This is a genomic window from Methylobacterium sp. GXF4 (assembly GCF_000272495.1).
GTDB classification, from domain to species: Bacteria; Pseudomonadota; Alphaproteobacteria; order Rhizobiales; family Beijerinckiaceae; genus Methylobacterium; species Methylobacterium brachiatum.
Window position 1 is genome coordinate 96,271 of sequence record NZ_AKFK01000047.1, and the last position, 13,679, is coordinate 109,949.

Here is a 13,679-nt window from a genome sequence, read left to right on the forward strand (position 1 = left end):
TCCGAGACCCGGCCGGACCGCGCGATTCGGCAACAGGGCGGACGAAAACCGATGTCGCGCCCTCGGCAAACTCGACATCCGCGGCCAGATACGACATGACAGCCGCGATGCTGTCATGCGTGGCGTCGGCTTGACGCTGCGCGGCGCCGTCCGCAGCTAAGTGCGGTCGGCCCGCAGCCCCGAAGCTCCGGCGAGGCGCGCGCCGCGAAACGCCCGGCCGGCCTCGAAAGGCTCCGGCGCTTCCGCAAAGCGCGCCCGCGAAGGTCCACGATGGAAGTCATGGAAGCCATCCGCTCCGAGAATCCCGCCCCCGAGTCCCTGCTGACCAGCGGTGGTCCGGAGATCGCCGGCCCCGCGCCACGCCACCGCACCGTGGGCGTCACGGTCGGCGAGGGCGAAGGCGCGGTCACGGTCGGCGGCGGCGCTCCGATCGTCGTGCAGTCGATGACCAACACCGACACCGCCGACATCGACGCGACGGTGGCGCAGGTCGCCCAGCTCGCCCGGGTCGGCTCGGAGCTGGTCCGCATCACGGTCGACCGGGACGAGGCCGCGGCCGCGGTGCCGAAGATCCGCGAGCGCCTCGACCGGATCGGCGTGCACGTGCCGCTGGTCGGCGACTTCCACTATATCGGCCACAAGCTGCTCGCCGACCATCCGGCCTGCGCCGAGGCCCTGGCGAAGTACCGGATCAACCCCGGCAATGTCGGGTTCAAGGAGAAGAAGGACACCCAGTTCTCCTCGATCATCGAGCAGGCGATCAAGTACGGGAAGACCGTGCGGATCGGCGCCAATTGGGGCTCGCTCGACGGCGAGCTGCTCACGCACCTGATGGACGAGAACGCCAAGCTGCCGCGGCCGATCGATGCCCGCGCGGTGATGCGCGAGGCGATGGTGCGCTCGGCGATCGGCTCGGCCGACCGCGCCGTGGCGCTGGGCCTGCCGCAGAACAAGATCATCCTGTCGGCCAAGGTCTCGGCGGTGCAGGACCTGATCGCGGTCTACCGCGAGGTCGCCCGCCGCTCGGATTACGCGATCCATCTCGGCCTGACCGAGGCCGGCATGGGCTCGAAGGGCCTGGTGGCCGCCTCGGCGGCGATCGGCGTGCTGCTGCAGGAAGGGATCGGCGACACGATCCGCTACTCGCTGACCCCCGAGCCGGGCGGCGACCGGAGCGTCGAGGTCAAGGCGAGCCAGGAGCTCCTGCAGACCATGGGCTTCCGCACCTTCGTGCCGATGGTCGCGGCCTGCCCCGGTTGCGGGCGCACCACCTCGACCACCTTCCAGGAGCTGGCCCGGGACATCCAGAACTGGATCGTCACCTCCATGCCGGAATGGAAGAAGACCTATCCGGGCGTCGAGGGCCTGAACGTCGCCGTGATGGGCTGCATCGTCAACGGGCCGGGCGAATCGAAGCACGCCGATATCGGCATCTCCCTGCCGGGCACCGGCGAGACCCCGACCGCCCCGGTGTTCATCGACGGCAAGAAGGCCATGACCCTGCGCGGCGCGACGCTCGCCAAGGATTTCGAGAACGTCGTGATCGACTACATCGAGCGCCGATTCGGCCAGCAGGGCGGCGGCACGCGCACCGCGGCCGAGTAGCGCGACGCAGGTCGCGCCGGGCGGCTGGGCGATCACACCAAAGAACGGCAGCGAAATAAATCACCCCGTCATCCCGGGGCGCCGCAGGCGAGCCAGGGATCCAGATCCGCTGACGGCGCAAGACCTTGCTGCACCTATGTATCTGGATCCCGGGCTCCGCTTCGCAGCCCCGGGATGACACGGTGAGTGATTGAAGGGTGGGAGTTTCCTGAGACCAAGAAAGAAGGATACTTCCTTCCGCTTCTGCCGAACGCCCGCCAAATCCAAAACTGCGACTGAGCCGGTCGCCTCCGCGTCCACCCAAACCCCGATCTTCGCGGCGCACCCGGTTCCCGGCCGCCCGAGGCCGTGATAGCAAGGCCGCACGATCCCGTGAGTGGTCGGCCTGGTGGCCGGCCCGCGTGGTTCGGCGGAGTTTTCGCGTCCTCCTGCCCGGCCCCACCAGGCCCCTGAGCCGACCCGCGAAACGCCGGCCACGCCCGAGCCTCCGACATCCCGCATGAGCCAGACCTTCGCACCCGGCGTAGCAGCCCAGCCCGTGCCCGCGGCCTCTGACGCCCCGCCCGATTCCGCCCCGGCGGCCGGCGAGACCGGCGGCACCGGCCCGGCGCAGGGGCCCGCGCCCGGCGGCGCCCTCGACGCCCCCGAGAAGGCCGAGACCCGCCACGGCCATGCCGGCTTCTGGACGCTGCTGGTCGGCTCGGTCGGCGTCGTCTACGGCGATATCGGCACCAGCCCGCTCTACGCCTTCCGCGAGGCGCTGGTCCCGGCCCGCACCGACGGCATCCTGCTGCCCGAGGAGGTGATCGGCACCGTCTCGCTGATCCTCTGGGCGCTGTTCCTGATCGTCACGGTCAAATACGTCCTGATCCTGCTGCGCATGGACAACAACGGCGAGGGCGGCATCCTCTCGCTGATGGCGCTGGCCCGGAAGGCGCTCGGCGGCTCGCGCATCGTGTTCATGCTCGGGCTGCTCGGCGCCTCGCTGTTCTACGGCGACGCGGTAATCACCCCGGCGATCTCCGTGCTCTCGGCCGTGGAGGGGCTGAAGCTCGTCACGCCGGCGCTGGACGATTACGTGCTGCCGATCACGGTGACGATCATCGTCGCCCTGTTCCTGGTGCAGAACCGCGGCACCGCCAAGGTCGCGGCCTTCTTCGGGCCGATGACCATCGTGTGGTTCCTGGCCATGGCGCTCGCGGCCCTGCCGCATATCGGCCTGCACCCGGAGGTGTTCCGCGCCGCCAACCCCTGGTACGCGGTGCATTACCTGCTCGGCCACGGCACCGGGGCGCTGGTGGCCCTGGGCGCGGTGTTCCTGGCGGTGACCGGCGCCGAGGCCCTGTTCGCCGATCTCGGGCATTTCGGCCGCAAGCCGATCCAGGTCGCCTGGGTCTGCCTCGTGTTTCCGGCGCTCGCCCTGAACTATCTCGGCCAGGCCGCCCTGGTGCTGGAGAAGCCCGACACCGCCGACCCGTTCTTCCAGCTCGTCCCGGCCTGGGGCCTGCTGCCGATGGTGGTGCTGGCGACTTTGGCTACCGTGGTGGCGAGCCAGGCGGTGATCACCGGCGCCTTCTCCCTGTCCCGGCAGGCGATCCAGCTCGGCCTGCTGCCGCGTCTCGAGATCCGCCACACCTCCGAATCGCATGCCGGACAGATCTACCTGCCGCAGATCAACGCGCTGCTGATGATCGGCGTCGTGCTGCTGGCGGTGCTGTTCAAGACCTCGTCGTCGCTCGCCTCGGCCTACGGGATCGCGGTGACCGGCACGATGCTGCTCACCGCCTCGATGACCTTCCTGGTGATCTGGCGGATGTGGGGCTGGTCGCCGGTGGCCGCCGCCCTGGTGATGCTGCCCTTCATCGTGGTCGAGTTCCTGTTCCTGCTCTCCAACCTGATCAAGGTGGTCGAGGGCGGCTATGTGCCCCTGATCCTGGCCGGCGGCCTCGTGATCCTGATGTGGACCTGGGTGCGCGGGGTCACGATCCTGTTCAACAAGACCCGCAAGACCGACGTGCCGCTGGTCGAGCTGGTCGGCATGCTGGAGAAGAGCCCGCCCCACCACGTGCGCGGCACCGCGGTGTTCCTGACAAGCGACCCCGAGATCGCCCCGGCCGCGCTCCTGCACAACCTCAAGCACAACAAGGTGCTGCACGAGAAGAACGTGATCCTCACCGTCGAGACGGTGGACACGCCGCGCTCGAACGAGGCCGACAAGGTCCGGATCGAGCCGGTGGGGCCGCATTTCTTCCGGGTGGTGATGAAGTTCGGCTACATGGAGACGCCGAACATCCCCAAGACCCTGGTGCTGCTGCGCCGCCAGGGCTTCAAGTTCGACATCATGGCGACGTCGTTCTTCCTGTCCCGCCGCTCGATCCGCCCGGCGACCCATTCGGGCATGCCGCTCTGGCAGGACCGCATCTTCATCACGCTGGCCAAGAACGCCAACGACGCCACGGACTTCTTCCAGATCCCCACCGGGCGGGTGGTCGAGGTGGGCACGCAGGTGACGGTGTAGGAGCAATCCTGATCGCGCGCGGGAGGTGCTGGGTTTCCAAAGGGCTCAGCCCTTTGGCGGGGCCCAGGGGCGGCGCCCCCGAGTGATGGGCAGGACTCTACACTCGCAAAAGCGCACCGACCTTTTGAAACACTGATCGTCACGGCGGCGCGAACAGGTTCTCCGCCATGAAATCCACGAAGACGCGGATCTTCGGCGCGAGCTGGCGGCTCGACGGCCAGAGGATGCGGAAGGTGCCGCAGCGATGCACCGCGCTGTCCAGCACGCCCATCAGCGTCCCGGCCTCGATCTGCGCACGGACCGCGAAGTCCGGCAGGCAGGCGATGCCGAGGCCGCGCTCGGCCAGGCAGACCAGGGGCTCGATGGTGTTGGACGTCGCCATGGTGCGCAGCTCGATCGGATCGCCCGGATCCGGCAGCCAATCCTCCAGCCGGCCTGTGGTCGGGAAGCGATGGCGCAGGCAGCAATGCCCGGCGAGGTCCCCGCGCGATTCCAGGATTCCGTGGGCGGCGAAATAGGCCGGGGCGCCGACCAGCTTCAGGTCGTAGCTGCCGAGCACCCGGGTCATCAGCCGGGAATCCCGGGCCTCGCCGGTGCGGATCACCGCGTCGAACCCCTCGTCGATCACGTCGACCAGCCGGTCGGTGAAGTCGAGGTCGAGCTCGATCTCCGGCCAAGCTTCCACCGCGTCCGCATGTGCGCCGCCGCACGCGGCATGTCCCCGACGCGGGCCTCCGGCGGCGTGCCGCATCCACCTTGCGTTGCACAAGACTCCCGGGGTGGATTAGAATTCTTCCTATTCTGAACCCAGAGACCCGTTCGTCGGGTTAGCCCGCACAGGCGGATGCGTGGACCGGACGACCGGTCGGCGCCTCTGGCTCGGCTCGGACCCGACTGAACGCCGTCCCGGCGTCGCCAGACAGGATATATCGATGATCAAACTCACCGTGAACGGGGCTGCGCGCAGCTTCGACGGCGATCCCGACATGCCGCTGCTGTGGTACCTGCGCGACGAGCTGGGCCTCACCGGCACCAAGTTCGGCTGCGGCGTGTCGCTGTGCGGCGCCTGCACGATCCATCTCGGCGGCGCGGCGACCCGGGCCTGCATCACGCCGATCTCGGCGGCCGCGGACCAGGAGGTCGTGACCATCGAGGGCCTGTCGCCCGACGGCAACCACCCCGTGCAGGTGGCCTGGCGCGACCTCAACGTCGCCCAGTGCGGCTACTGCCAGTGCGGCCAGATCATGCAGGCCGCCGCGCTGCTCAAGGACACGCCGAAGCCGTCCGATCAGGACATCGACGACACGATGAGCGGCAACATCTGCCGCTGCGGCACCTATCCGCGGATCCGCGCGGCGATCCATCAGGCCGCCGGCCAGACGGCGCCCGCCGGCAAGGGAGAGCGCCTGTGATTCACGACGCCCAGATGATGGCCGAACTGGCCAACGCCAAGCCGACCGCCAAGCCGGTGCTCGCCAATGTCAGCCGCCGCGGCATCCTCGGCGGCGCCGGTGCCCTGGTGCTCGCCCTGTCCCTGCGCGACGCGCGCGCCGACGAGGGCCAGACCGCCGAGCAGAAGGCCCAGAAGTTCGGCGCCGACGGCATGCCGCATGGCTGGCGCGACGACCCGAAGATCTTCGTGTCGATTGCCCCGGACGGCACCGTCACGGTGACCAACCACCGCTCCGACATGGGCCAGGGCGTGCGCACCTCCGTGGCGCTCACCGTCGCCGACGAGCTCGAGGCCGACTGGCCGAAGGTGAAGGTGGTCCAGGCCTGGGGCGACGAGCAGCGCTTCGGCAACCAGGACACCGACGGCTCGCGCTCGCTGCGCCACTTCTTCCAGCATTTCCGCCATGCCGGCGCCGCCGCGCGGCTGATGCTGATCGAGGCCGCGGCCAAGCAATGGGGCGTGCCGGCCTCCGAGGTGACGGCGGCCAACCACACCCTCACCCATGCTAAGTCCAAGCGCAGCCTCGGCTACGGCGCCGTGGCGCAGGCGGCCTCCGAGCTGCCGGTTCCGACCAACGTCACGCTGAAGAACCCGAAGGATTTCCGGTACATCGGCACCGGCAAGATTGGGCTGATCGACAATCTCGACATCACCACGGGCCGGGCCGTCTACGGGCTCGACACCAAGCTCGACGGGATGCTGTACGCGGTGGTCGCCCGTCCGGCGGTCTATGGCGGCAAGGTCAAGTCCTTCGACGACACCGAAGCCAAGAAGGTCCCGGGCGTCGTCAAGATCTTCAAGATCGACGGCGGCGAGATCCCGAGCGAGTTCATGCCGCTCGGCGGCGTCGCGGTGGTCGCCAAGAACACCTGGGCGGCCCTGAAGGCGCGCGATGCGCTCAAGATCACCTGGGATGACGGCCCGAACGCCGGCTACGACACCGACGTGTTCCGCAAGGAGCTTGAGGCCGCCGCGCGCAAGCCCGGCAAGGTCGTGCGCAACCAGGGCGACGTCGACGGCGCGATGGCCAAGGCCAAGACCAAGGTCGAGGCCGAGTACTTCGTGCCCCACCTCGTCCAGGCCCCGATGGAGCCCCCGGCCGCCGTGGCCCGGGTCAAGGACGGGTTCTGTGAGGCCTGGGCCTGCACGCAGGGTCCGCAGGCGGCCAACGACCGCCTGATGAAGGCGCTCAAGCTGCCCGACGACAAGGTCAAGGTGAACGTCACGCTGCTCGGCGGCGGCTTCGGGCGCAAGTCCAAGCCGGATTACGTGGTCGAGGCCGCCCTGTGCTCGCAGGCGGTGGACGGCGCGCCGGTCAAGCTCGCCTGGACCCGCGAGGACGATATCCACCACGGCTACTACCACACGATCTCGGTGGAGCGCCTGGAGGCCGGCCTCGATGAGAAGGGCATGCCGGTGGCCTGGCTGCACCGCTCGGTGGCGCCGACGATCGGCTCGATCTTCGCCCCCGATCCGAAGCACGAGCTGCCGTTCGAGCTCGGGATGGGTCTGGTGAACACGCCGTTCAACCTGCCCAACGCCCGGATGGAGAACCCGGAAGCCGCCGCCCATGTCCGGATCGGCTGGTTCCGCTCGGTCTCGAACATCCCCCACGCCTTCGCGATCCAGTCCTTCGTGTCGGAGCTGGCGCATGCCGCCGGCCGCGACCCGAAGGAATACCTGCTGGACCTGATCGGCCCGGCCCGGACAATCGACCCGACCTCCATCGGCGACGTCTGGAACCACGGCGAGGACCCGAAGCTCTACCCGATCGATACCGGTCGCCTGCGCGGCGTGATCGAGGCTGCCGCCAAGGGCGCCGGCTGGGGACGGCAGATGCCGAAGGGCCGCGGCCTCGGCATCGCCGGCCATTACAGCTTCGTCACCTATACGTCGGTGGCGGCTGAGGTGGAGGTCGACGACAAGGGCCAGGTGAAGGTCCACGCCATCGACATCGCGGTCGATTGCGGGCCGCAGGTGAACCCGGAGCGCATCCGGTCGCAGATGGAAGGCGCCGTGGTCATGGGGATGGGGCTCGCCCTCACCTCCGAGATCACGTTCAAGCAGGGCCGGGCCCAGCAGAACAACTTCGACGGCTACGAGATCATCCGGATCGACGCCGCCCCGAAGGTTGTCCGCGTGCACCTCGTCCCGACCGGCTCCTATGACGGCCCGCTCGGCGGCGTCGGCGAACCCGGCGTGCCGCCGGTGGCGCCGGCCATCGCCAACGCGGTCTTCGCCGCCACCGGTCGGCGCGTGCGGCAATTGCCGATCCGCGACCAGCTGAGCGCCTGAACCGCACTCCCTCGCGATGCGTTGGGGGACCGGGGACCTGATCCCCGGCCCCCCGACATGAGAGAGTTCGACACGATGATGCGTCCCGCCGCCTTCACGGTTTCCGTCACGGTGCCCCTGGCCCTGGTCCTGATGGCGGCCCCGGTCCTCGCCTCCCCGTGCTCGGACAAGATCGACGCCCTGTCCAAGCGGGTGACGTCAGAGGCGACCGCCTCGATCTCGGCCTCCACCAGCGGCCAGGGCAACGCCGCCAAGCGCGGCGGCGAGGGCCTGACCGGCACCGAGGGCGAGCGCGCCAACGAATCCCCCCAGGCGCCGCCCGAGAAGTCGGCCCAGGCCGGCGAGGGCGCGGATGCCGCACAGCAGGCCAAGGTCGCCCTGGACGAGGCACGGACCGCCGATTCCAAGGGCGACGCGCAGGGCTGCGAGGCCGGCGTGGCCCGCGCCGAGAGCCAGCTGAAGAAGGCGCCCTGAGGCGCTGCCGGTTCGGCGTAGCACCGGTGCGATGATGCCGTGGCCGCCCAGGAGGCGGGCTGGCTGCGGTGCTTGCAGATCTACCTAGGGACGGGGCGCCGTGCCCCCTCTGCCGTGCGGGCTAGCGGGTTCACAGAACGCGGTCCGGACGGTTCTAGGCCGCAAGAGACGTCTCTCCGAGGCCGACACGCGTGGCTTTCCCTCCCCCCTCTGCGGGGGAGGGAGGCCCCCGAGGTGGGTCGGGAGAGGGGAGCGACGGTTCAGGACAGGGCTATGCCCGTCATGCCGGCCGCGCCCTGTCCTGAACCCGGGTTCCCCTCTCCCGACCCTCGCTCACGCGAGGCCCACCCTCCCCCGCAGAGGGGGGAGGGAGGCGCGCTTGGGGTTGGCCTTGGTCCTCCTTCGGCAGCGATGGGTGAACATCGTAGCCCGCATGGGAGACGAGACCTGTGCCTCGTTCGGTACCGGGTGGATCCCCGAGGTCCGCGGGGATCGGCGCCGCGTCCCGATCGGTGAAACGCGGTCGGGGATCGCTCCGGCGGCGGCATCGCTCATCTCGGAGGTCTCGATCCCCGGCCCCGGCGGCTAGGCGGCCGGGACGATCCGGTGCGGCGCGAAGCCCGCCCCGCGCGGCGACCTCAGGCGGCCGCGGCGGCGAGCGCGTGGGGGTTGCCGTTCAGGCCGGCGCAGAGGTCGTCGATCTCGGCGAGATCCAGGGCGTCCCCGGCCCGGGACGCGATGGTGTCGATCAGGTGGTCCTGGCGGGGGTCGAACGGATGACCCTGCATCCGGTAGAACTGATAATAGCGCAGGGCCGCCAGGACGGTGTCGCGCTCGCGGTCGGTTACGGTGAAGTGCTGCATGGGTCTTTGTCTTCCCCTTGTGGCTTCAACGAACGCTTGGGCGGGCCGCGACGCCGAACCCAAGCTTGACCGTTGTAACCGGTGGGCAACTGTCCGACCAGTTCTTGACAGCTCGCGCGGATGTGATTCGCATCATTTAAGACTCTGGTCCTGTCGCGAGGGACGAGCTCCCGAATCGAAATCGTTTACCCTCTCAACGGTTTGCAGCGATCCGGCGGGTCACAGCCCGAGATCGGCGAGAAAGCGCGGCAGCGCCGTGCTGGCCGGCCCGTAGCGGGCATCGTCGAACGCATCGGCGTTGTCCGAGGGCTCCAGGTTGATTTCGCAGGTGGGAATGTTGCGGGCCCGAGCCTCCCGCACGTAGCCCGCCGCCGGGTAGACCGCGCCCGAGGTCCCCGCGGCCACGAACAGGTCGGCGGCGGCAAGCGCATCCTCGATCGCGTCGAGATGCATCGGCATCTCCCCGAACCAGACCACGTCCGGCCGCATCCGGCCGACGCCCCCGCAGGCCGGGCAAATCGAGGCCCGGTCGAGATCGTCGCGCCAGGGCGTGACCGTTCCGCAGGCGGTGCAGCGGGCCTTGAGCAGCTCGCCATGCATGTGGACGACCGCGCGCGATCCCGCCCGCTCGTGCAGGTCGTCGACGTTCTGCGTGCACAGGAACAGCCGCCCGCCCCGCGCGGCCAGCCGCGCCTCGGCCCGGGCCAGGGCGACATGCGCCGCGTTGGGCTCGGCCGCGATCACGCCGCGGCGGCGATGGTCGTAGAAGTCGAGCACCGTGTTGGGATCGGCGGCATAGGCCTCCGGGGTGGCGAGCTTCATCGGGTCGAACCGCGCCCAGATGCCGCCGCGGTCGCGGAAGGTACCGAGCCCGCTCTCGGCCGACACGCCCGCCCCGGTCAGCACGAAGATGTTGTTCGGATCGCCCATGCTGTATCCTCCGTGTATGGCCGGATATGTCCGCTGGTTGGCTGTACGGTTTCTTTCGTCCGCCCCGTCAGAGCGCGATCCTGCCGCTCGCTTCACCAAGCGGGAGACACGAAATGTCCGATGTTGCGTTGCTGGTCATCGATGTCCAGGAGTCCTTCCGTCACCGGCCGTTCTGGAGCGAGGCGGATGTGCCGCGCTTCACCGAACGCCTGCAGGCGCTCATCGACGGCACGGTCGCCCGCCGGATTCCGGTGCTGCAGGTGTTCCACGTCACGGAGACGGGTCCGTTCTCGCTCGCGTCGGGCCATGTCCGCACCCTGGAGCCCATCGTGATCGCGCCGGACGCGATCTTCCACAAGCGCCGGCACAGCGCGCTGATCGATACCGGGCTGGCGGGCTGGCTGACGGAGCACGGGATCCGCCGGCTGATCGTGTCGGGGATCCGCACCGAACAGTGCTGCGAGACCACCACCCGCCACGCCTCGGATAGCGGCTGGCAGGTGGATTACGTCACCGAGGCGACACTGACCTTCGCGATGACCCACCCGGACGGCCGCCGGTTCGCGGCAGACGACATCAAGGCCCGCACCGAGCTGGTGCTGGTGGACCGGTTCGCCCACATCGCCACGGTGGAGCAGGCGCTCGCCGGCCGGGACCTGCCGGTCGCCGCATGAGCGCGGCGGCGCGGCGTATCCCGGTCCTGGTGGTCCTGCCGCCACGCACCCTGCTGCTCGACCTCGCGGGGCCTATGGAGGTCCTGCGCATCGCCGGGGCGGCCCAGGAGCGGGTCGCGTTCTCGGTGCGCTACGTGGCGCCGGCCCCGCGCACCCGCTGCTCGATCGGGCTGGATCTCGGCGGGACCGAGCCGCTGCCGGATTCGATCCCGCCGGGCACCGTGGTGCTCGTGCCGGGCGCGGCGTCCCGGGTGCTCGGCGGCGCGGCCGATCCGGACGATGCGGCCGCCCAAGCGCGGATCGTCGACTGGCTGCGCGGCGCGGTCCGGCCGGGTCACACCCTGATCACGGTCTGCGAGGGCACCCTGCTGGCGGCCCGGGCCGGGCTGTTCGACGGCTATGCCTGCACCACCCACCACGCCAGCTGCGCCCGCCTCGCCGCCCTGGCGCCCCGGGCCCGGGTGCGGGAGAACCGGCTGTTCGTGCGGGACCGGGACCGGTTCAGCAGCGCCGGCGTGACCGCGGGCGTGGACCTGATGCTGCACCTCGTCGCCGAATGGGCCGGCCCGCCCGCGGCTTTGGCGGCGGCCCGGACCCTGGTGGTCTACATGCGCCGCGGCGCCGACGACCCGCAGCTCTCGCCCTGGCTCGAAGGCCGCAGCCATCTCCACCCGGTCGTGCATCGCGCCCAGGACGCGATCGCGGCCGAACCCGCCCGCGCCTGGTCCCCCGAGATCCTCGGCCGCCTCGCCGGGGCAAGCCCGCGCAACCTCGCCCGGCTGTTCCGGATCCATGCCGGGATGACGGTGACCGACGCAGTCAACCGCGGCCGGATCGCGCTAGCCCGGGACCTGATCGCCCAGACCGACCTCGCCCTCGAGCAGGTCGCCGACCGCGCGGGCTTCGGCTCCGCCCGGCATATGCGGCGGGTGTGGCGTCAGTTCCACGAAGCCGCCCCCTCGACTCTCCGAACCCGAGTCTCGGTTTCGAAAGGTCCGTGACCTTTCGCGGGTCCAGGGCAGAGCCCTGGTGTCGGGCTTGGCCCGATGCATTGGGGCTCCACCCCAATACCCCGCCAAATGGCTGAGCCCTTTGGGAACCCATGCCGTGCGCACTCTGGACCCTGCCGGATGGCTGTGCCCTCCTCGCAGCGTCCGAATCGGCGCGGACGATGCATCCGTCCGTTCCGACAGGCGCCCGCGGGCGCGGAGGAGAGCGCATCATGCCCGAATTCGACCTGGCGATCCGCGGCGGCACCGTGGTCACGGCGAGCGACACGGTGCGGGCGGATGTCGGCGTGCGCGGCGGGCGCATCGTGGCTGTGGCCGAGGGCATCGCCGACGCCGCCCGGGTGATCGACGCCTCCGGGCTGCTGGTGCTCCCCGGCGGCATCGACAGCCATGTCCACATCGCCCAGGATCCCGGCCCCGGCATCGTCATGGCCGACGATTTCGCCAGCGCGACCCGGGCGGCGGCGGCCGGCGGCAACACCTGCGTGATGCCGTTCGCGGTCCAGCCCCGGGGCGGGTCGCTGCGCGGCGCGGTCGACGCCTATCGGGCCAAGGCCGAGGGCCAGTGCCACGTCGACGTGGCGATCCACATGATCATCTCGGACCCGAGCGAGGCGGTGCTCGGCCAGGAGCTGCCCGCCCTGGTCGCCGACGGCTACACCTCGTTCAAGGTGTTCATGACCTACGACGACCTGGTGCTCAACGACCGCCAGCTGCTGGACGTGTTCCACGTCGCCCGGCGGCAGGGCGCCCGGGTGATGGTCCACGCCGAGGGCTACGACGCGATCCGCTATCTCAGCGACAGGCTGGAGCGGGCCGGCGAGACCGCGCCCTACGGCCACGCTCTGTCCCGGCCCGAGGTGGTCGAGCGCGAGGCGGCCCACCGGGCGATCAGCCATGCCGAGCTGATCGATTTGCCGATCGTGATCGTCCACGTCTCGGGCCGCGAGGCTACCGAGCAGATCGCCTGGGCTCAAGGACGCGGCCTGAAGATCCGGGCCGAGACCTGTCCGCAATACTTGACCCTGACGGCCGAGCACATGAAGGGGCTCGGGCTCGACGACCCGATGGCGGGGGCGAAATACGTCTGCTCGCCGCCGCCCCGGGACGAGGCCAGCCAGGAGGCGGTCTGGTCCGGCATCCGGCGGGGCATCTTCGACGTGGTCTCCTCCGACCACTCGCCGTTCCGCTACGACGACCCGCAGGGCAAGCTGAACCCGCGCGGGAAATCATCCTTTCGCTGGATCCCGAACGGCATCCCGGGGGTCGAGACCAGGCTGCCGGTGTTCTTCTCCGAAGGCGTCTCGAAGGGCCGGATCAGCCTCAACCAGTTCGCCGCGCTCACCGCGACGAACCACGCCAAGCTCTACGGCCTCTATCCGCGCAAGGGCTCGATCGCCCCGGGCTTCGACGCCGACCTGACCCTCTGGGATCCGAACAAGCGCGAGACCATCCGCCAGGCGATCCTGCACCACGGCGCCGACTACACCCCCTGGGAGGGGTTCGCGGTCACTGGCTGGCCGGTGATGACCATCGCGGGCGGGCAGGTGATCGCCGAGGACGGCAAGGTCCTGTCCGAGCCGGGCCGCGGCCGGGTGCTCGACCGGGCGGTCGATCCGGCGGAGCGGCAGGGCGCATGACGCCTCCTGGCCCGGCCCTTGCTCCGCCGTCTGGGGCTGTGGGCGATCAGGCTGGATCAAGGCCGCGGACATATCCTCGGCCGGATTGGGCGCGGATCCCTCTCCCGTACGGGCGAGGGACAGGGTGAGGGATGCGACTTCTTCGGATGGACCTGGTCCCTCACCCCAGCCCTCTCCCGCACGGGAGAGGGAGCATGGCGCGGCCTTCACGCGCGAT

The 13,679-nt window shown here is 70.0% G+C and carries 11 protein-coding genes; 8 read left to right on the forward strand and 3 right to left on the reverse strand.

Translation table 11 applies throughout. The annotated features are described in order from the left end of the window. The first annotated feature begins 279 nt into the window (after positions 1-279). Together ispG and WYO_RS06295 are read left to right on the forward strand one after the other, a co-directional pair. Complete coding sequence (gene ispG, locus WYO_RS06290; protein ID WP_193375340.1) at positions 280-1,605, forward strand: flavodoxin-dependent (E)-4-hydroxy-3-methylbut-2-enyl-diphosphate synthase; 1,326 nt, start codon at positions 280-282, stop codon at positions 1,603-1,605. A 499-nt stretch (positions 1,606-2,104) separates the two neighbouring features. Next, positions 2,105-4,123 carry a potassium transporter Kup gene (locus WYO_RS06295; RefSeq protein ID WP_007560372.1) on the forward strand — a complete coding sequence of 673 codons (2,019 nt, stop codon included), beginning with the start codon at positions 2,105-2,107 and terminating at the stop codon, positions 4,121-4,123. 139 nt (positions 4,124-4,262) lie between these two features. Here WYO_RS06295 and WYO_RS06300 read toward each other — a convergent pair whose 3' ends face one another. Next, positions 4,263-4,808 (reverse strand): LysR substrate-binding domain-containing protein, encoded by a 546-nt coding sequence (locus tag WYO_RS06300; protein ID WP_007560374.1) that lies wholly within the window; start codon positions 4,806-4,808, stop codon positions 4,263-4,265. Positions 4,809-5,055: 247 nt separating this feature from the next. Here WYO_RS06300 and WYO_RS06305 point away from each other — a divergent pair, with 247 nt between their 5' ends. The 3 genes from WYO_RS06305 to WYO_RS06315 all read left to right on the forward strand — a co-directional run bounded on the left by WYO_RS06305 (position 5,056) and on the right by WYO_RS06315 (position 8,345). Further along, a complete protein-coding gene (locus tag WYO_RS06305; RefSeq protein WP_007560376.1) occupies positions 5,056-5,535 on the forward strand; it encodes a (2Fe-2S)-binding protein in 480 nt (159 codons plus the stop codon). Then, complete coding sequence (locus tag WYO_RS06310) at positions 5,532-7,871, forward strand: xanthine dehydrogenase family protein molybdopterin-binding subunit (RefSeq protein WP_007560378.1); 2,340 nt, start codon at positions 5,532-5,534, stop codon at positions 7,869-7,871. Before WYO_RS06305 ends, WYO_RS06310 begins: the two co-directional genes overlap by 4 nt. A 75-nt stretch (positions 7,872-7,946) precedes the next feature. Beyond that, the gene (locus WYO_RS06315; protein ID WP_007560380.1) at positions 7,947-8,345 is read left to right on the forward strand and encodes a hypothetical protein; all 399 of its coding nucleotides are present in this window, start codon (positions 7,947-7,949) and stop codon (positions 8,343-8,345) included. 638 nt (positions 8,346-8,983) lie between these two features. Here WYO_RS06315 and WYO_RS06325 read toward each other — a convergent pair. After that, positions 8,984-9,208, reverse strand: coding sequence for a hypothetical protein (locus WYO_RS06325; RefSeq protein WP_007560382.1), 225 nt, complete (start codon positions 9,206-9,208; stop codon positions 8,984-8,986). 219 nt (positions 9,209-9,427) lie between these two features. Next, on the reverse strand, positions 9,428-10,138 hold the full coding sequence (locus WYO_RS06330) for an NAD-dependent deacylase (protein ID WP_007560384.1): 711 nt from the start codon (positions 10,136-10,138) through the stop codon (positions 9,428-9,430). A 113-nt stretch (positions 10,139-10,251) separates the two neighbouring features. Here WYO_RS06330 and WYO_RS06335 point away from each other — a divergent pair, with 113 nt between their 5' ends. The 3 genes from WYO_RS06335 to hydA all read left to right on the forward strand — a co-directional run bounded on the left by WYO_RS06335 (position 10,252) and on the right by hydA (position 13,462). Next, the gene (locus WYO_RS06335) at positions 10,252-10,812 is read left to right on the forward strand and encodes an isochorismatase family protein (RefSeq protein ID WP_007560385.1); all 561 of its coding nucleotides are present in this window, start codon (positions 10,252-10,254) and stop codon (positions 10,810-10,812) included. Continuing rightward, on the forward strand, positions 10,809-11,813 hold the full coding sequence (locus tag WYO_RS06340) for a helix-turn-helix domain-containing protein (protein ID WP_007560387.1): 1,005 nt from the start codon (positions 10,809-10,811) through the stop codon (positions 11,811-11,813). The genes WYO_RS06335 and WYO_RS06340 overlap by 4 nt, the downstream gene beginning before the upstream one ends. A gap of 221 nt (positions 11,814-12,034) precedes the next feature. After that, a complete protein-coding gene (gene hydA / locus WYO_RS06345) occupies positions 12,035-13,462 on the forward strand; it encodes a dihydropyrimidinase (RefSeq protein ID WP_007560388.1) in 1,428 nt (475 codons plus the stop codon). Positions 13,463-13,679: the final 217 nt, after the last annotated feature.